The following is a 17,659-nucleotide window of genomic DNA, read 5'->3' as shown; positions in this document are numbered from 1 at the left end:
CCCCGCCACGTAACGGCTTACAGGGCTGGCAGCCACAGGCGGAAACGCGCGCCGCCCAGTGGCGAGGTCAACACGGTGAGGCTGCCGCCCTGGGCTTCCAGGGCGCGACGGCTGATGGCCAGGCCCAGGCCGAAACCGCCGGTGGAGCGGTCACGGCTGCGGTCCAGGCGGTAGAACGGCTCGAACACCCGATCACGCTGGTCATCAGGAATGCCGATGCCATCGTCATCGACCCAGATTTCACAGCCGTCATCCCGCACCTGCACCCCCACCTGGATGCGCTTGTCGCAATAGCGGGTGGCGTTGCGCAGCAGGTTCTGCAAGGCCCGGGCCGTCAGCCGCGGGTCCAGGGTGAAGCGTTCCAGGGCGCCGTGCAGCAGCACGTCGATGACGATGTCCGGCGAAGCCAGTTCATCGTCGACGCTGCCCAGGATGCTGTCGATAAACTCGTCCAGGGCCACCGGCACCTGCTCCGGCAGGCACACCGGGTTCTGCAGACGGCTGTAGGACAGCAACTCCAGCACCAGTTCGTCGAGTTCGCGAATATGCGCCACCAGCCCCTGCAGGCGTTCACGACTGGCTTCGGGCAGTTCCTCGGACAAGGCCAGGGCCAGGCCGAAATCGAGTCGGGTCAGGGGCGTGCGCAGTTCATGGGAAACCGCGTTGAGCAGGTCCCGCTGCTGGTTGAGGAGTTTTTCGATGTCCCCGGCCATGGTGTCGAACACGTGGGCCAGGCTGCCGATGTTGGAACGGGCGGGAAGCTGGGTGCGTTCGCTCAAATGCCCCTTGCCGAAGCGCTGGGCGGTGGCCTTCAAGCGTTCCAGGTCGCGCCAGTGCGGGCGCAGCCAGAGCAGCAGGCAGCCGAGCAAGGCGGCGACGATCAATACGTTGATGCCCCAATACAGCAGGTTCATGTCCAGCGGGTCCGGGGGCACGGTGATTTTCACCGCCCGGCGCTGATCCAGGGGCGAAGCGGCCAACGTCCGCCAACCCCAGTCCCCGAGGCGCACCACCTGCTCGCCACGAGCCAGTCGCGCACGTTCGTCGAGGCTGAAACCCTCGTCGTCGATGGCCACCAGGCTGACGTGCAGCGGTTGGAAATCCTCGTCCAGTTGCCTCGCCAGGGTCGACCACTGCTCCACCGGCACGCCGTGAAATTGCTTGACCACCAAGGTCTGCAAGCCCCGGGAGTGGTCCAGGTTGTAGTTGAGAAACCGCTCGTGGAAGACCTTGATCACCAGGTCCGGGATCAGGTAGATCGCCGCGCTGAAGGTGACGATGGTGATCAGGTACAGCCGGACCAGGACCCGCAGCATCTCAGCACTCCCATTCGGAACGGCTGAACAGGTAGCCCTTGCCCCACACGGTCTTGATCTTGCGCGCTTCGCCAGCATGATCGTCGAACTTACGCCGCAACTTGGAGATCGCCACGTCCACGGACCGGTCGGTGCCGTTGAATTCAATGCCCCGCAGGCGCTGGAGGATCTGATCACGGCTCAGCACTTCGCCGGCATGCCGGGCCATGACCACCAACAGGTTGTACTCACCGCTGGACAGTTCCACCAACTGCCCGCGCCAGTGCACCGTGCGTTCGGAGAGGTCGATGCACAGGTTGCCCATCAGGATGCGGTCACTGGCCGTCTGCGGGTCGCTGAGGCTGCTGCGGCGCAACAGGGTGCGCACCCGGGCCAGGAGCACCCGCGGCTCGCAGGGTTTGGTCACGTAGTCGTCGGCACCCATCTCCAGGCCCAGCACCTGGTCGTGGCTATCGTCCCGGGCAGTAAGCATGAGGATCGGCAGGGTCGCCGAATCGGCACGTAACAGGCGGCAGACTTGCAACCCGTCCAGGCCCGGCAGCATCAGGTCGAGAATCACCAGGTCCGGCGGGGTCGCCCGCGCGCGATCGCGCACATGGTCGCCGCGGCTGATCACATTGACCTGATAGCCGTTGCGCTCCAGGTAACTGGCAATCAGTTCGGAGAGCGCGCTGTCGTCTTCGACCAGGAGGATGTTGGGCATGGGGGCAAGTCCGGGCAATACGTGGGTGAACGATGGATCGTGATCGCCAGCAAGCCGGCGCTTAAGGTGGCGCGCTACAACCTGCGCCAATCAAGCCGCAAAGGATATACAACCGAAGCCCCCACGGCGTATTCGCTTCACACTTTTTCACACAGCACCTACACAGCTTCACAACGGCCGGCGCCATCGCCCCTTAGCATGCCGGGGTCATTATTGGGGGATCCGCATGTCGAAGAAACTGTTTGCGCCACTCTGTCTGCTCGCCCTGGCGCTGGCGGCCTGCGACAAGCCTGCGGTGCCCCCGGAGCAGCCGTTGGCCCAGGTCCGCATCGAAACCCTGGAGAGCCGGCCGCTGTCCATCAGCAGCGAACTGAGCGGGCGCATCGCCGCGCCGCGCAGTGCCGAAGTGCGCGCCCGGGTCGCCGGGGTGGTGCTGCAACAGGCCTTCCGCGAAGGCTCGGACGTCAAGCAGGGCCAGGTGTTGTTTCGCATCGACCCGGCGCCGTTCCAGGCCGACCTGGACAGCGCCGTGGCCAGCCTGCGCAAGGCCGAGGCCACTGCGTTCCAGGCGCGCCTGCAAGAGCAGCGCTACACCCAGTTGATCGACGACCAGGCCATCAGCGGCCAGGAATACGACAACGCCCGAGCCAATGCACGACAGACCGCCGCTGAAGTCGCCGCCGCCCAGGCCGCCGTGCAACGGGCCCGGCTCAACCTGGGGTACGCCACGGTCACCGCACCGATTGCCGGGCGCATCGGCCGCGCCCTGGTCACCGAGGGCGCCCTGGTGGGCCAGAACGAAAGCACACCCCTGGCGCTGATCCAGCAACTGGACCCGGTGCACGCCGACCTGACCCAATCCACCCGAGAACTCAATGAACTGCGCCGCGCCCTGCGCGCCGGGCACCTGCAGCAGGTCGGCCCGGACCAGGCCAAGGCCACCCTGATCCAGGACGACGGCAGCCTGTACCCGCTGCCCGGCAAGTTGCTGTTCGCCGACATCAGCGTCGACCCCAGCACCGGGCAGATCCGCCTGCGCAGTGAGTTCCCCAACCCGGACTTGGACCTGCTGCCCGGCAGCTTTGTTCGGGTGCGCCTGGAACAGGCGGTCAACCAGAACGGTTTGAGCGTGCCGCAGCAGGCGATCCAGCGTGACAGCGCCGGTGTGGCCCAGGTGCTGCTGCTCGACGCCGAACAACGGGTGAGCCTGCAAAGCGTGCAACTGGGCGCCGTGCAGGACGATCGCTGGATCGTCAGCGCTGGCCTCAAGCCCGGTGACCGCATCGTCGTCGAAGGCCTGCAACACGCTCGCCCGGGTGAGCAGGTCGAGATCGACTCGCGCCCTCTTCCCCTCGCCCAGAACCCCGGCCAGTAGGTAACCCAGCCATGCCGCACTTCTTTATCGACCGCCCGGTGTTTGCCTGGGTGGTGGCGCTGTTCATCCTGCTGGCCGGCGCCCTGGCCATCCCCCAGTTGCCGGTGGCCCAGTACCCGGACGTCGCGCCGCCGTCGATCGAAATCTACGCCACCTACCCCGGCGCCTCGGCCCAGACCCTGGACGAAAGCGTGGTCAGCCTGATCGAGCAAGAGCTCAATGGTGCCGACCACCTGCTGTATTTCGAGTCCAAGAGCAGCCTGGGCAGCGCCACCATCACCGCCACCTTCGCCCCCGGCACCGTGCCGGAACTGGCCCAGGTCGATGTACAGAACCGCCTCAAGGCGGTGGAACCGCGCTTGCCCCAGGCCGTGACCCAACAGGGCCTGCAGGTGGAGAAAGTGTCCTCGGGCTTCCTGCTGCTGATCACCCTGACCTCCAGCGACGGCCGCCTGGACACCGTGGCCCTCAGCGACTACATGGCGCGCAACGTCATGAACGAAGTACGGCGCATCGACGGCGTGGGCAAGGCCCAGCTGTATGGCGCCGAACGCGCCATGCGGGTCTGGCTGGATCCGCAGAAGCTGCTGGCCTTCAACCTCACCCCGGCCGACGTGAATGCCGCCATCGTGGCGCAGAACGCCCAGGTGGCCGCTGGCAGCATCGGCGACCTGCCGACCCGCAGCACCCAGCAAATCACCGCCACGGTGCTGGTCAAGGGCCAGTTGTCGACCCCGGAAGAGTTCGCCGAGATCGTCCTGCGGGCCAACCCCGACGGCTCCACCGTGCGCCTGGCCGACGTGGCTCGGGTCGAAGTCGGCAGCCAGGAATACCAGTTCTCCACCCGCCTCAACGGCAAGCCGTCCACCGCAGTCGGCGTGCAGCTGGCGCCGGGGGCCAATGCCCTGAACACCGCCACCCTGTTGCGGGCCAAGATGGATGAACTGGCGCGTTACTTCCCGGAAGGCGTGGAATACAAAATCCCTTACGACACCTCGCCCTTCGTCAAGGTTTCGATCACCAAGGTGGTCTACACCCTGGGCGAGGCGATGCTGCTGGTGTTTGCAGTGATGTTCCTGTTCCTGCAGAACATCCGCTACACCCTAATCCCGACCCTGGTGGTGCCGGTGGCCCTGATGGGCACCTTCGCCACCATGCTGGCCCTGGGTTTTTCGATCAACGTGCTGACCATGTTCGGCATGGTGCTGGCCATCGGCATCCTGGTGGATGACGCCATCGTCGTGGTGGAGAACGTTGAACGCATCATGGCCAGCGAAGGCCTGTCGCCCAAGGAGGCGACGCGCAAGGCCATGGCGCAGATCAGCGGGGCGATTGTCGGCATCACCCTGGTGCTGGTGGCGGTGTTTATCCCCATGGCCTTTATGCCTGGCTCGGTGGGGGTGATTTACCAACAGTTCTCCCTGTCCATGGCCACCTCGATTCTGTTCTCGGCCTTCCTCGCCCTGACCTTGACCCCAGCCTTGTGCGCCACCCTGCTCAAGCCCGTGGCGGCGGGTGAAGTCCATGCCCAGGGCGGTTTCTTTGGCGCCTTCAACCGGCGCTTCGAACAGCTCGGCGCCGGTTATGAGCGCAGCGTGGTCCACGGGCTCAAGCGCAGCGGCCGCTACCTGCTGGTCTACGGCCTGCTGCTGGCGGTCATGGCCCTGCTGTTCAGCCGCCTGCCGTCGTCGTTCCTGCCGGTGGAAGACCAGGGCTACACCATCACCGATATCCAGTTACCACCCGGTGCCAGCCAAAACCGCACGGTGCGCGTGGTCGAGCAGTTGGAGGCCCACAACGCCGGCGAACCCGGGGTGGGCGACAGCACGGTGATCCTCGGCTTCAGTTTCTCCGGCAGCGGGCAGAACGCCGCACTGGCCTTTACCACCCTCAAGGATTGGTCCGAGCGTGGCAATGAGGACTCGGCGGCGGCCATTGCCGATCGTGCCAACGGCGCCCTGAGCCAGATCAAGGACGCCGTGGCCTATGCGGTGTTGCCACCGCCGGTGGACGGCCTGGGCACGTCCAGCGGTTTCGAGTTCCGCCTGCAGGACCGCGGCGGCCTCGGCCATGCCGCGCTGATGCAGGCCCGCAGCGAGCTGCTGCTGGCAGCGGAGCGCAGTCCGATCCTCGCCAACGTCCGGGAAAGCGCCCTGGCCGAGGCACCGCAGGTACAACTGCAGGTGGACCGGCAACAGGCCAATGCCCTCGGCGTGTCGTTCGCCGACATCGGCAGCCTGATGTCCACGGCGCTGGGTTCGGCCTACATCAATGACTTCCCCAACCAAGGGCGGATGCAGCGGGTGGTGGTCCAGGCCGAAGGCGACCAGCGCAACCAGGTGGCCGACCTGTTGCAGCTCCAGGTGCGCAACAACCTCGGCAAGATGGTGCCGCTGTCGGCGTTCGTCAGCGCCACCTGGACCCAGGGCCCGGCCCAGTTGACCCGCTACAACGGCTACCCGGCCATCGCCATTTCCGGCGAGCCGGCCCCGGGCCACAGCACCGGCGAAGCCATGCAGGAAGTCGAGCGCCTGGTGGCCGGCCTGCCCACCGGCCTGGGCCAGGAATGGACCGGCCTGTCGTTGCAGGAGCGCCTGTCCGGCAGCCAGGCGCCGATTCTTTTGGGCCTGTCCCTGCTGATCGTGTTCCTGTGCCTGGCGGCGCTGTATGAAAGCTGGTCGATCCCCACCTCGGTGCTGCTGGTGGTGCCCCTCGGCGTGCTCGGTGCGGTGCTTGCGGTGTCCCTGCGCGGCCTGCCCAACGATGTGTTCTTCAAGGTCGGGCTGATCACCATCATCGGTTTGTCGGCGAAGAACGCGATCCTGATCATCGAGTTTGCCAAGAGCCTGTACGACCAGGGGCACGACCTGATCGACGCTACCGTGCAGGCGGCGCGTTTGCGCCTGCGGCCGATTGTCATGACCTCGCTGGCGTTTATCCTTGGCGTGGTGCCCCTGGCCATTGCCACCGGCGCCAGCTCGGCGAGCCAGCAAGCGATCGGCACCGGGGTGATCGGCGGCATGATCACCGCCACTCTGGCGGTGATCTTTGTGCCGGTGTTTTTTGTCCTGGTGATGAAGCTCACCCGCCGCTCCAAGGGCTAGTCGTTCAGGCCACAAGGGCCAAGCGCAACGCGGCAAGTGCAGTCAGCTTGCCGCGTGCTAAGGTTCGCCAGAACCCATCGCCGGCCCTTCTTCATGCCCCATCCCTTGCGCACCCATCCCCGCCTCAGCAGCGCCGCCCTGATCGGCATCGCCGTGGGCAGCCTGGTACCGGCCGACTCCCTGGTCAGCAAGATCCTGATCGGCTGGAACGCCGGGGTCTGGACCTACCTGGCGCTGATGATCTGGCTCACCGCCCGGGCCAAGGCCGAGGACGTGAAGCGCATTGCCGAAGTCGAGGACGAAAATGCCGGCCTGGTGTTGCTCACGGTGTGCATCGCCGCCATCGCCAGCCTGGCCACCATCACCTTCGAACTCAGCGGCAGCAAAGATCTGGACAGCCACCAGCGCCTGCTGCACTACGCCTTTACCGGGCTGACCGTGATCGGTTCATGGCTGCTGATCGGGGTGATTTTCAGCGTACATTACGCGCGCCTCTACTACACCTGGAACGGCAAGGAACCGGCCCTGCGCTTCGCCGAAGGCCTGACCACCCCCAACTACTGGGACTTCCTGTACTTCTCTTTCACCATTGGCGTCGCGGTGCAGACCTCCGACGTGGGCGTCGCCACCCGCAGCCTGCGCAAGATTGTCCTGGCCCAATCGCTGATCGGCTTTTTATTCAACACGGCGATTCTCGGTTTCTCGATCAATATCGCCGCCGGGCTGTTCAGTTGATGGCGCACAAATCTTCTAGACCTGCGCCCTGCCCCGGGCGCTAACTGCCTGGGTTGTACCTCATGCCCACGGATACCCCATGACCACCGCGCACAACTGGATCGATCTGGCCCAGGATGCCGACACCGGCATCGAGACCCTGCGTGCCCATTTCACCGGCCACGCCTACGACCCCCACTGGCACGACAGCTACCTGGTGGGCGTGACCGAACAAGGGGTGCAGCAGTTCAACTGCCGCCGGGCACGGCACCGGAGCACTCCGGGCCAGGTGTTCCTCCTCGAGCCCGGGGAAATCCACGACGGCGACGCCCCCACGGCCGGTGGCTTCACCTACCGCATGCTGTACCTCGACCCGCAGTGGCTGGAGCGGGAACTGAGCGCGGTATTCGCCGAGGCGCCGATCGACAGTCAACTGAGTTTTGCCAGCACCTTGGCCAGCGACCCCCGCTTGGCCCGGGCCACCAGCGCCGCGTTCCACAGCCTGCATCAGGGCGAATTGCGCATCGTCCGGCAAAGCGCCCTGGACCAATTGCTGGACCAACTCACCGGCCATTTGCACTGGCGCCAGCGTTATCGCGAAGACCCGCGCCTGCCCCTGGTGGCCCAGCGCGCCCGGGACTACCTGCATGCCCACGTGCAACACGACCTCAACCTGCAAGACCTGAGCGCCGCCTGCGACATCGACCGCTTCCGCCTGACCCGGGCCTTCAAGGCCGCCTTCGGTTTGCCGCCCCACGCCTACCTGGTGCAGTTGCGCCTGGCCAAGGCTCGACGCCTGCTGGCCCGGGGCGAACCTCCAGCCGAGGTGGCCATGGCCCTGGGTTTTGCCGACCAGAGCCACATGGGCCGCTGGTTCGTGCGCGCCTACGGCCTGACGCCCGCCGCCTATCGCAAGCGCTGCACAAAGCTTCCAGACGCCTGAGCGGCCAGGGTTGAAGATCACCCTCCTTGATCTTCAACGGAGCCTGCCTGCCATGTTGTCCAGCGTCCCCAGCCTGCTGCCCTTTGTGCTGTTCGCCTTTGTCGCCTCCATCACCCCGGGGCCGACCAATATCCTGATTCTCAGCAACAGCGCCCGCTACGGCTTCAGGGCCGCACTGCCGATCATCCTCGGTGCCGGGGTCGCCGCGACCGGCATTGTCTGGCTGGTGGGCAGCGGCTTCGGCCAGGCCCTGACCCGTCACCCGGCCCTGCACAGCGTCATGCAATGGGTCGGGATCCTGTGGCTCAGCCACCTGGCGTGGCAGATCTTCCGCGCCCCGACCGGCCCCCTCGACCCGCGCGCGGCCGAGACCGGCCAACGGCGCCTGGGCCTGCTGGGCGCGGCTGCGCTGCAATGGATCAATCCCAAGACCTGGATGATGGCCCTGGCCGTGGCCAGTGTGTTTGCCGGCGAAGGCAGCGAGCGCCAGGGGCAGGTGCTGAGCCTGTCCCTGGCGTTTCTCTTGGTGTCCTTGCCGTGCCTGGCCGCCTGGGCCGTGCTTGGCGCCGGCTCCAGCCGTTTGCTGCGCTCAAGCCAGGCCATGCAGCGTTTCAACCGGGGCATGGCCCTGTTGCTGCTGGCCTCGGCCTGGTTGAGCCTGTGGGCCTGAACAGCCTGTCAGCGCAGGCCTGCGGTCAGACCACGAACCGCGCGACCATGGCATTCAGGTTCACCGCCAGGCGCGACAGCTCATGGCTGGCGGCGCTGGTTTGGTTGGCACCGGCGGCCGACTGGGTGGCCAGGTCGCGGATGTTCACCAGGTTGCGATCCACCTCGCGGGACACCTGGGCCTGCTCTTCCGAAGCGCTGGCAATTACCAGGTTGCGCTCGTTGATGCGATGGATGGACTCGGTGATCTGTTCCAGGGCCACCCCGGCGGCACGGGCCATTTCCAGGGTGCTCTGGGTACGCTGATTGCTTTGCTGCATGGATTGCACCGCTTCGCCGGTGCCGTTCTGGATCCCGGCGACCATTTTTTCGATTTCCTGGGTCGATTGGGCAGTGCGATGGGCCAGGGCCCGAACCTCGTCCGCTACCACGGCAAAACCACGCCCGGCCTCGCCAGCCCGCGCCGCCTCGATCGCTGCGTTGAGGGCCAGCAGGTTGGTCTGTTCGGCGATGGCGCGGATCACGTCCAGCACCTTGCCGATGTCCCGCCCCTGAGTGGCCAGGCCTTCGATCATCAACGAGGTGTTTTGCACGTCATGGGTCATGGTCTGGATCGCACCGACGGTGTCGACTACCCGGTCGCGACCTTCACGGGCCGCCTGGGTCGACTGCTGGGACGCCTCGGAAGTGGACACCGCGTTGCGCGCCACTTCTTCCACGGCGGCGGTCATCTCGTTGACGGCAGTGGCCGCCTGCTCGATTTCATTGTTCTGTTGCTGCAACCCGCGAGAGGCCTCTTCGGTCACCGCGCTGAGCTCTTCAGAGGCCGAAGCCAACTGGGTGGCCGAGCCGGCGATCTGCTCGATGGTGCTGCGCAAGCTGGCCTGCATCTCGGCCAGGGCCTTGAGCAAGCGGGTCGCTTCATCATTGCCGTCGACTTCAATGGTTTGCGTCAGGTTGCCACTGGCAATCGCCTGGGCCGCCACCAATGCCTTGTTCAGCGGCGTGACGATGCTGCGGGTCAGCATCAGGGCCAGCAACACCGTGAGCAACGCGGCGATTACCACCACCACGATGATCCCGGTAATGGCGCTGTCATAGTGCTGGCCGGCGGCATCGGACGCCTGCTTGGCCCCGGCGGTATTGAGCGCCACCAGTTTGTTCAACTGTTCGCCCATTTTGTCGGTGCCGTCCTTGATCCGGGTGTTGATCAGGTTGCGCATCTCATCCAGCTTGTTCTGCCGTGACAGCTCCAGCATCTGGTTCTGCGCCTGCAGGTAGTCGCTCAAGGTCTGGGCAAACACGCTGTACAGCGCCGCCTCATCGGCACCGGCCGGCAACGCGGCGTAGCTCGCCTGGGCGATTTTCAGCTTGTCCACCAGGGCGCCGATGCGCGCCTCGGCCTCTTGCAGGGCGGCGGGATCACGGTTGACCAGGACCCGGAACGAAAGAATGCGCATGCGCAGGACGTTCTCCGTCACATTGCCCAGAAAGCCCACACTGGGCAGTTGGTTGCTCTCCATATCCAGGGAAGCCTCACGAATCAGGCCCATGCGATTGACCGCGAACATGCCAAGGATGATCACCAACAGGGCGATGAAGGCAAAACCCAGGAAAGCGCGAGGTGCGATATTCATGTGACGTAGGGACATAGGATGACTCTCGACAATGGAGGGACTGCGAGCATCCATGCAGTAGGCTCTGTCGCCCAACAGCACAGGGTCCGACAGCTGGGCACCACCGTTGTTATTGATCTGTGGGCCTATCCGAGGTATCGGCCGAAGTTGAGCTTTTATGTGGCTGTTTATGAAATATATTTTTACCGACGACACCTGTCTCAGCCTTGAAACACGTGGCCTCCGGCTGAATCGTTAAAGCTGGAACGGGCGTTCTGCATTGACGGCAGGCAAACGCCCTTTGCGCAGGTTTTAGTACGGCATGGGGCCATCATCCCGACAGGGTTTTCACGGTTGGGGGTGCACCACCTCAATCTGCCCCTGGCGCGCCCGGTACTCGCCGGGGGTGATCTTCGCGTAGCGCAAGAAGAAGCGGCTGAAATACGCCGGGTCCTTGAAGCCCAGGCGGTAGCAGATTTCGTTTACCGAACTGCCAGTGAACAGCAACAGACGCTTGGCCTCTTGCATCAACCGTTCGTACACCAGGCGCTTGGACGGCAGATCGGCGATGCGCCGGCAGACGTCGTTGAGCCGCGCCTCGGTGACGCCGATCTGCGCCGCATAGCGGGTCAGCGGCCAGTGCTCCAGGTACTGGGCTTCGATCAGCTCATTGAAACGGTGGAAAATCTGCAGGTCTTCGTGCCGCGCCGGACGGGCCTCCAAGGAATTGGCCGACAGCCTGAGCAGGCTGATGACGATCAAGCGCGTCAAGGCTTCCAGGGCCGGCTCTCGCCCGGGCTCTTGGCCGGAGAACTCGCGCTGCAATTCACTGAACAGCCGCTCCAGGCGTTGCACCTCTGCTTCGAATTCCGTGCCCAGGCGCGCCAGGGCGACACAGGCCGGCGGCACCACCGGGCCCGGCGCCAACCTGGGGTCGGCTTCGATCAGTTCCCAGACCAGTTGCTGACGCACGGTGAGCACGTGACCTTCGCTGTCGGCTTCGGTGACAAAGGAATGGGGAATGGTCGGCGGCGTGAGGAAAAACATCGGTCCCGACTCCAGATATTGCTGGTCGTCGAGGTACACCCGCACCGCCCCGCTCTGCACGTAGTGCACCTGGAAAAACCGGTCATGGCGATGCACCGGCATGTTGCGCCCGAAGAACCCGGCCAGGTTGCTGAGCTTGTCGTAATGCACCTGGGAGTCGGCGTAACGCTGGTCGTAGACCTGACCGATATTGATATTGGGGATCGGCTGGCGATCACTCATGGCAGCGTTCTCTTTTTATTTTCAAGCCCTTGGGGCCGTCCCATCCTGCGTGATCCGCCGCGTGTAAACCAGCCCGCAAATGAACACAGGGCTTCAGCCCTTGACGATCGTTAACATATTAAATATAACGTTAACACATTAACGAATTCACCTCGCGGCCAACCCCCTGTTCCGCGATGCAGAGGAGATAACAACAATGAGCCGTGCACTGCATGACGTCGCCACCGGCACCCTGTTCGGCGTGGCCCTGAACTACCAGGGGCTGTTGCAGCAGCACCTGCAAAGCTTCACTCAGCCGCCGTACCAGAAGCCCCCGGTGAAACCGGTGCTGTTTATCAAGACCCCCAACACCCGCAACCGGCATGACGCGCCCGTGGTCTACCCGAACGGCGTCGAACGCCTGCAGCCGGGCCCGGCGCTGGGGGTGGTGATCGGCAAGGACGCCAGCCGCGTAAGCCTGGAAAACGCCATGCAGTACGTGGCCGGCTACACCATCGTCAACGAATTCAGCCTGCCTGAAGACAGCTACTACCGCCCCGCCGTCAAGGCCAAGTGCCGGGACGGTTTCTGCGCCCTGGGCCCGACCCTGGTGCCTGCCAACGAGGTGGCCGACCCACACGCCCTGGACCTTGAGTTGTTCGTCAACGGCGAACGGGTGCAACACAACAGCACCGCGAACCTGGTGCGCAGCATCCCGCAATTGATTGTCGAGCTCAGCGAGTTCATGACCCTGCATGCCGGCGACGTGCTGATCACCGGGACCCCGGAAGGTCGCGTGGATGTGCGCCCCGGCGACCGCGTCGAAGTGCAGATCAGCGGCCTGGGTCGCCTCGCCAACTCCATCGTTGCTGAATAAGGAATCGACATGAAACACGCCCGTATCCGTTTTCAAGGTCAGGTCCACGAGGTGTCGGTCAATGAGCACAACGCCGTGACCCTGGCCGATGGCCGCACCCTCACCGAAGACCAGGTGCAATGGCTGCCGCCAGCCACCGGCAGCATGTTCGCCCTGGGCCTGAACTACGCCGACCACGCCGCCGAGCTAGCCTTCACGCCGCCGACCGAGCCCTTGGCCTTTATCAAGTCCCCCGGCACTTACACCGGCCATCACCAAGTGACCTGGCGCCCGGACAACGTCGCCTACATGCACTACGAGTGCGAACTGGTGGCGGTGATCGGCAAGACCGCGCGCAACGTCAAACGCGAGGATGCCCTGGAGTACCTGGCCGGCTACACGCTGTGCAACGACTACGCAATCCGCGACTACCTGGAAAACTACTACCGGCCCAACCTACGGGTGAAGAACCGCGATGCCACGACCCCGGTCGGGCCGTGGATCGTCGACGTCGCCGATGTGCCGGACCCCGGCAACCTGACGCTGCGCACCTGGGTCAACGGTGAGCTGCGCCAGGAAGGCAGCACTCGGGACATGATTTTCGACATCCCCTACCTGATCGAATACCTGTCCAGTTTCATGACCCTGCAACCCGGCGACATGATCGCCACCGGCACGCCGGAAGGCTTGGCCGATGTGGTTCCGGGGGATGAAGTGGTGGTGGAAGTGGAAGGCGTGGGTCGCCTGGTTAACCGAATTGTCAGCGAAGCGGAATTCTTCTCCGCCCGGAAAGAGGCTTGAGCAGCATGATCAAACATTGGATCAACGGCCGTGAGGTCGAAAGCAAAGACGTCTTCACCAACTACAACCCCGCCACTGGCGAGGCCATCGGTGAAGTGGCCAGCGGCGGCGCCGAAGAAATCGCCCTGGCCGTGGCGGCGGCCAAGGAGGCCTTTCCGAAATGGGCCAACACACCAGCCAAGGAGCGTGCGCGGCTGATGCGCAAGCTCGGCGAACTGATCGAGCAGAACGTGCCGAACCTGGCCGAACTGGAAACCCTGGACACCGGTTTGCCGATCCACCAGACCAAGAACGTGCTGATCCCCCGGGCCTCGCATAACTTCGACTTCTTCGCCGAGGTCTGCACCCGCATGGACGGCCACAGCTACCCGGTGGACGACCAGATGCTCAACTACACCCTGTACCAGCCGGTGGGCGTCTGTGCGCTGGTGTCGCCGTGGAACGTGCCGTTCATGACCGCCACCTGGAAGACCGCGCCGTGCCTTGCCCTGGGCAACACCGCCGTGTTGAAGATGAGCGAACTGTCGCCGCTGACCGCCAATGAACTGGGGCGCCTGGCCGTGGAAGCGGGCATTCCGGCCGGGGTGCTGAACATCGTCCAGGGCTACGGCGCCACCGCCGGCGACGCCCTGGTGCGCCACCCGGATGTGCGGGCGATTTCCTTCACCGGCGGCACCGCCACCGGCAAGAAAATCATGCAGACCGCGGGCCTGAAGAAGTACTCCATGGAACTGGGCGGCAAGTCGCCGGTGCTGGTCTTCGAGGACGCCGACCTGGAACGGGCCCTGGACGCGGCGCTGTTCACCATCTTTTCCCTGAACGGCGAACGCTGCACCGCCGGCAGCCGGATTTTCATCCAGGAAAGCGTCTACCCGCAGTTCGTCAAGGAATTCGCCGCCCGCGCCAAACGGCTGATTGTCGGTGATCCCACGGACCTGAAAACCCAGGTCGGCTCGATGATTACCCAGGCCCACTACGACAAGGTCACCGGCTATATCAAGATCGGTATCGAAGAAGGCGCCACCCTGCTCGCCGGTGGCCTGGAACGCCCGGCCAACCTGCCAGCGCACCTGAGCAAGGGTCAGTTCATCCAACCCACGGTGTTCGCCGATGTGAACAACAAGATGCGCATCGCCCAGGAGGAAATCTTCGGCCCGGTGGTCTGCCTGATTCCGTTCAAGGACGAAGCCGAGGCCCTGCAATTGGCCAACGACACCGAGTACGGCCTGGCGTCCTACATCTGGACCCAAGACATCGGCAAGGCCCATCGCCTGGCCCGTGGCATCGAGGCCGGCATGGTGTTTATCAACAGCCAGAACGTGCGCGACCTGCGCCAGCCCTTCGGCGGGGTCAAGGGCTCGGGCACCGGCCGTGAAGGCGGCGAATACAGCTTCGAGGTGTTTGCCGAGATCAAGAACGTCTGCCTTTCCATGGGCAGCCACCACATCCCGCGCTGGGGCGTGTAAGGTCTGTAACCGTCCCGGATCACGCCAACAATAAGATGTTTCAGGAGAAGCACCATGGGCGAAGTCGTCATGGCCGCCAAGGTCTGCCACGTTCCATCGATGTACCTGTCCGAACTGCCGGGCAAACACCACGGCTGCCGCGCTGCTGCCATTGCCGGGCACAAGGAGATTGCCCGCCGCGCCCGGGCGCTGGGGGCCGACACCGCGGTGGTGTTCGATGTGCACTGGCTGGTCAACAGCGGTTACCACATCAACTGCGGTGAAGCCTTCAATGGCACCTACACCAGCAACGAGCTGCCGCACTTCATCAAGAACATGACCTACGACTATCAAGGCTGCCCGGAGCTGGGCGAGTTGATTGCCGCCGAGGCCAATGCCGCCGATGTGCGCACCCTGGCCCACAACATCCCCAGCCTGGAGCTGGAATACGGAACCCTGGTGCCCATGCGCTACATGCACATGGACGTGCCGCCGGAGGAGCACTTCAAGGTGATTTCGATCGCCGCCTGGTGCGCCTGGCATCGCCTGGAAGACAGCTTCACCTTTGGTGCCGCCGTCCGCAGGGCCATCGAAAAGAGCGATCGCAAGGTCCTGGTGCTGGCGTCCGGCTCCCTGTCCCATCGCTTCTCCGATGACCGCCTGGCCGAAGCCAACATCCATAACTGGACCCGGGAATTCGACAAGCAGATGGACCTGCGGGTGGTGGAGCTGTGGCAGCAAGGCCGCTTCCGCGAGTTCTGCGCCATGCTGCCGGACTACGCCGAGCACTGTTACGGCGAAGGCAAGATGCATGACACAGCCATGCTCCTGGGGCTGCTGGGCGGGCCGGACTACAACCGACCGGCCGAGATCATCACCCCGCCGTTCGGCAGCTCGGGCACCGGCCAGATTAATGCGGTCTTTGAGCTTTGAAGGCCGTGGCGAACGGCAAGCTGCGAGCTGCAAGTGATGAGCCGCAAGCTGAAAGCTGAAAGCACTTAACAACGTCAATTGAACCTGCGAGGCGCGGGCTACCAGCGCAAGAGCACTGCTCTTGCCGCTTGTAGCTTGCCGCTCTCCCCTGCGCCAAAGGAGCCCCCCATGCCCCATTTCATCGCTGAATACACCGACAACATCGAGGCCGAAGCCGATCTGCCCGGGCTCTTCGTCAAGGTCCATGACTGCCTGGGCGCCAGTGGCGTGTTCCCCCTGGGCGGTATTCGCAGCCGGGGCCAGCGCCTGGATACCTGGCGCATGGCCGACGGCAAGCATGACTACGCCTTTGTCCACATGCGCCTGCAAGTGGGCGCCGGACGGGACCTGGCCACGCGCGCCAGGTCGCCGAGGCGCTGTTCGAGGTGATCAAGGCGCACTTTGCCGAGCTGCAGGCCCGACGCCTGCTGGCCTTGTCATTCGAGATGACCGAGCTGGATGCCGAGCTCAACTTCAAACACAACAACGTGCATGCGTTTTTAAGCGGACAGGCCTGATCGCCGGCAAGCCGGCTTCTACAAGGCGGTGTTCCGCTGGTACCCACAACAACAATAACGAGGTCATTGACATGTCCCATCCAGCCATCGCCGAAGCGCCAGTCGCCGAGGTCAACGACACCTATCGCACCATCACTTGGCGTCTGATGCCGCTGCTGTTCACCTGCTACATCTTTGCCCACCTGGACCGGATCAATATCGGCTTCGCCAAGCTGCAGATGACCCAGGACCTGGGCTTCAGTGACAGCGTCTACGGCCTGGGCGCTGGGCTGTTTTTCATTGCCTATGCGCTGTTCGGCGTGCCCAGCAACCTGGCCCTGGACAGGGTCGGCCCGCGCCGCTGGATCGCCACCCTGATGGTCACCTGGGGCCTGTTGTCCAGCGCCCTGCTGCTGGTGGACAGCGCGGCGGGTTTCTATGCCCTGCGTTTTCTCCTGGGGGTGGCCGAAGCCGGTTTCTTCCCCGGCATCCTGGTGCTGCTCAACCGCTGGTTCCCGGCAGGTCGGCGGGGCCAGGTCACGGCGCTGTTCGCCATTGCCGTGCCCATGGCCGGGGTGGTAGGCGGGCCGTTGTCGGGCTGGATCCTTGAAGGTTTTCATGACCTCGGCGGCCTGCGCGGCTGGCAGTGGATGTTCCTGATCGAAGGCCTGCCCGTGGTACTGCTCGGGCTGGTGGTGCTCAGGGTCCTGCCGGAAAGCCTGGAGCAGGTGGACTGGCTGAGCGACGCGCAAAAAGCCCAGGTGCAGGCAGCGCTGGCCCGCGAGGAACAACACAAATCCATCAGCCGCTTCAGCGACCTGCTGGGCAACCGGCACATCTGGCTGCTGGTGAGCATCTACTGCGCGGTGATGCTGGCGGTGAACACCATTGCCTTCTGGATGCCGACCCTGATCCACCACGCCGGCATCGGCCGCGACAGCAGCGTGGGCATGCTCAGCGCCCTGCCTTACCTGGCCGGCTGCCTGTTCATGATCGGCATCGGCCGCTCTTCCGACCGCCAGCGCGAACGCCGCTGGCACCTGGGCGTGCCGCTGTTGATGGCCAGCGCCGGGCTGATCATCACCGGGCTGGCCCCGGAAAACCCTTGGCAGGTGATGTTCGGCTTGCTGATGGCGGGCATGGGCGCCAGTGCCGCATTGCCGATGTTCTGGCAACTGCCACCGGCGTTCCTGGCCAGCAATACCCAGGCGGCGGGCATCGGCCTGATCAGTTCCCTGGGCAGCATCGCCTCGTTCCTCGCCCCTTACCTGATCGGCGTGGTGCGTGACGCCACCCAGAGCGCCAGCCTGGCGCTGTATGCCCTGGCCCTGCTGATCGCCGTCGGCGCCTGGCTGGTGCTGCGGGTGCCGGCCCATATCGTCAATCCACGAGAGAAATAA

The 17,659-nt window shown here is 64.5% G+C and carries 14 protein-coding genes and 2 pseudogenes; 11 read left to right on the top strand and 5 right to left on the bottom strand.

Annotated features, from left to right (window positions below):
• Positions 1 to 17: 17 nt before the first annotated feature.
• Complete coding sequence (locus M1B35_RS04865) at positions 18 to 1,316, bottom strand: ATP-binding protein (protein ID WP_268261375.1); 1,299 nt, start codon at positions 1,314 to 1,316, stop codon at positions 18 to 20.
• Position 1,317: 1 nt separating this feature from the next.
• Complete coding sequence (locus M1B35_RS04860) at positions 1,318 to 2,019, bottom strand: response regulator (RefSeq protein WP_268261374.1); 702 nt, start codon at positions 2,017 to 2,019, stop codon at positions 1,318 to 1,320.
• Positions 2,020 to 2,245: 226 nt separating this feature from the next.
• Between M1B35_RS04860 and M1B35_RS04855 the strand changes: the two genes are divergently transcribed.
• The 5 genes from M1B35_RS04855 (at position 2,246) to M1B35_RS04835 (ending at position 8,825) form a co-directional block, all read left to right on the top strand.
• A complete protein-coding gene (locus tag M1B35_RS04855; RefSeq protein WP_268261373.1) occupies positions 2,246 to 3,394 on the top strand; it encodes an efflux RND transporter periplasmic adaptor subunit in 1,149 nt (382 codons plus the stop codon).
• Positions 3,395 to 3,405: 11 nt separating this feature from the next.
• The gene (locus M1B35_RS04850; protein ID WP_268261372.1) at positions 3,406 to 6,498 is read left to right on the top strand and encodes an efflux RND transporter permease subunit; all 3,093 of its coding nucleotides are present in this window, start codon (positions 3,406 to 3,408) and stop codon (positions 6,496 to 6,498) included.
• A gap of 93 nt (positions 6,499 to 6,591) precedes the next feature.
• Positions 6,592 to 7,233 (top strand): DUF1345 domain-containing protein, encoded by a 642-nt coding sequence (locus M1B35_RS04845; RefSeq protein ID WP_123333415.1) that lies wholly within the window; start codon positions 6,592 to 6,594, stop codon positions 7,231 to 7,233.
• 79 nt (positions 7,234 to 7,312) lie between these two features.
• Positions 7,313 to 8,155, top strand: coding sequence for an AraC family transcriptional regulator (locus M1B35_RS04840; protein ID WP_268261371.1), 843 nt, complete (start codon positions 7,313 to 7,315; stop codon positions 8,153 to 8,155).
• A gap of 52 nt (positions 8,156 to 8,207) precedes the next feature.
• Complete coding sequence (locus tag M1B35_RS04835) at positions 8,208 to 8,825, top strand: LysE family translocator (protein ID WP_123333419.1); 618 nt, start codon at positions 8,208 to 8,210, stop codon at positions 8,823 to 8,825.
• Between the two features lie 25 nt (positions 8,826 to 8,850).
• On the opposite strand, the gene M1B35_RS32145 is transcribed toward M1B35_RS04835, so the two are convergent.
• The 3 genes and pseudogenes from M1B35_RS32145 to hpaA form a co-directional block, all read right to left on the bottom strand.
• Positions 8,851 to 9,714 carry a methyl-accepting chemotaxis protein gene (locus M1B35_RS32145; protein WP_425273391.1) on the bottom strand — a complete coding sequence of 288 codons (864 nt, stop codon included), beginning with the start codon at positions 9,712 to 9,714 and terminating at the stop codon, positions 8,851 to 8,853.
• Positions 9,709 to 10,461 (bottom strand): annotated as a pseudogene (locus M1B35_RS32140) (MCP four helix bundle domain-containing protein); the annotation flags it as partial. The pseudogene M1B35_RS32140 and the gene M1B35_RS32145, both read right to left, overlap by 6 nt.
• 327 nt (positions 10,462 to 10,788) lie before the next feature.
• A complete protein-coding gene (gene hpaA, locus M1B35_RS04825) occupies positions 10,789 to 11,709 on the bottom strand; it encodes a 4-hydroxyphenylacetate catabolism regulatory protein HpaA (RefSeq protein ID WP_268261369.1) in 921 nt (306 codons plus the stop codon).
• 196 nt (positions 11,710 to 11,905) lie between these two features.
• Between hpaA and M1B35_RS04820 the strand changes: the two genes are divergently transcribed.
• The 6 genes and pseudogenes from M1B35_RS04820 to M1B35_RS04795 all read left to right on the top strand — a co-directional run bounded on the left by M1B35_RS04820 (position 11,906) and on the right by M1B35_RS04795 (position 17,659).
• Positions 11,906 to 12,565 carry a fumarylacetoacetate hydrolase family protein gene (locus M1B35_RS04820; protein ID WP_123333425.1) on the top strand — a complete coding sequence of 220 codons (660 nt, stop codon included), beginning with the start codon at positions 11,906 to 11,908 and terminating at the stop codon, positions 12,563 to 12,565.
• A gap of 9 nt (positions 12,566 to 12,574) precedes the next feature.
• On the top strand, positions 12,575 to 13,345 hold the full coding sequence (locus M1B35_RS04815; protein WP_123333427.1) for a fumarylacetoacetate hydrolase family protein: 771 nt from the start codon (positions 12,575 to 12,577) through the stop codon (positions 13,343 to 13,345).
• A gap of 5 nt (positions 13,346 to 13,350) precedes the next feature.
• Positions 13,351 to 14,811: a 5-carboxymethyl-2-hydroxymuconate semialdehyde dehydrogenase gene (hpaE, locus tag M1B35_RS04810; RefSeq protein WP_123334468.1), complete on the top strand. Its 1,461-nt coding sequence runs from the start codon at positions 13,351 to 13,353 to the stop codon at positions 14,809 to 14,811.
• A 54-nt stretch (positions 14,812 to 14,865) separates the two neighbouring features.
• Entirely contained in the window at positions 14,866 to 15,723 is an 858-nt protein-coding gene (hpaD, locus tag M1B35_RS04805; protein ID WP_123333429.1) for a 3,4-dihydroxyphenylacetate 2,3-dioxygenase, read from the top strand.
• 168 nt (positions 15,724 to 15,891) lie between these two features.
• Positions 15,892 to 16,280: pseudogene (locus M1B35_RS04800) on the top strand (5-carboxymethyl-2-hydroxymuconate isomerase).
• 71 nt (positions 16,281 to 16,351) lie between these two features.
• Entirely contained in the window at positions 16,352 to 17,659 is a 1,308-nt protein-coding gene (locus M1B35_RS04795) for an MFS transporter (RefSeq protein ID WP_268261368.1), read from the top strand.

It is taken from the genome of Pseudomonas morbosilactucae (assembly GCF_023241665.1).
Taxonomy (GTDB): domain Bacteria; phylum Pseudomonadota; class Gammaproteobacteria; order Pseudomonadales; family Pseudomonadaceae; genus Aquipseudomonas; species Aquipseudomonas morbosilactucae.
Note: the sequence above shows the minus strand (reverse complement) of the source record. Positions and strands in the feature narration are given on the sequence as shown.

Coding starts and splice junctions, on each gene's coding strand:
- M1B35_RS04835 (WP_123333419.1), top strand. CDS start 8,208: ATGTTGTCCAGCGTCCCCAGCCTGCTGCCCTTTGTGCTGTTCGCCTTT.
- M1B35_RS04840 (WP_268261371.1), top strand. CDS start 7,313: ATGACCACCGCGCACAACTGGATCGATCTGGCCCAGGATGCCGACACC.
- M1B35_RS04815 (WP_123333427.1), top strand. CDS start 12,575: ATGAAACACGCCCGTATCCGTTTTCAAGGTCAGGTCCACGAGGTGTCG.
- M1B35_RS04845 (WP_123333415.1), top strand. CDS start 6,592: ATGCCCCATCCCTTGCGCACCCATCCCCGCCTCAGCAGCGCCGCCCTG.
- M1B35_RS04795 (WP_268261368.1), top strand. CDS start 16,352: ATGTCCCATCCAGCCATCGCCGAAGCGCCAGTCGCCGAGGTCAACGAC.
- M1B35_RS04820 (WP_123333425.1), top strand. CDS start 11,906: ATGAGCCGTGCACTGCATGACGTCGCCACCGGCACCCTGTTCGGCGTG.
- hpaE (WP_123334468.1), top strand. CDS start 13,351: ATGATCAAACATTGGATCAACGGCCGTGAGGTCGAAAGCAAAGACGTC.
- hpaA (WP_268261369.1), bottom strand. CDS start 11,709: ATGAGTGATCGCCAGCCGATCCCCAATATCAATATCGGTCAGGTCTAC.
- M1B35_RS32145 (WP_425273391.1), bottom strand. CDS start 9,714: ATGCAGGCCAGCTTGCGCAGCACCATCGAGCAGATCGCCGGCTCGGCC.
- hpaD (WP_123333429.1), top strand. CDS start 14,866: ATGGGCGAAGTCGTCATGGCCGCCAAGGTCTGCCACGTTCCATCGATG.
- M1B35_RS04855 (WP_268261373.1), top strand. CDS start 2,246: ATGTCGAAGAAACTGTTTGCGCCACTCTGTCTGCTCGCCCTGGCGCTG.
- M1B35_RS04860 (WP_268261374.1), bottom strand. CDS start 2,019: ATGCCCAACATCCTCCTGGTCGAAGACGACAGCGCGCTCTCCGAACTG.
- M1B35_RS04865 (WP_268261375.1), bottom strand. CDS start 1,316: ATGCTGCGGGTCCTGGTCCGGCTGTACCTGATCACCATCGTCACCTTC.
- M1B35_RS04850 (WP_268261372.1), top strand. CDS start 3,406: ATGCCGCACTTCTTTATCGACCGCCCGGTGTTTGCCTGGGTGGTGGCG.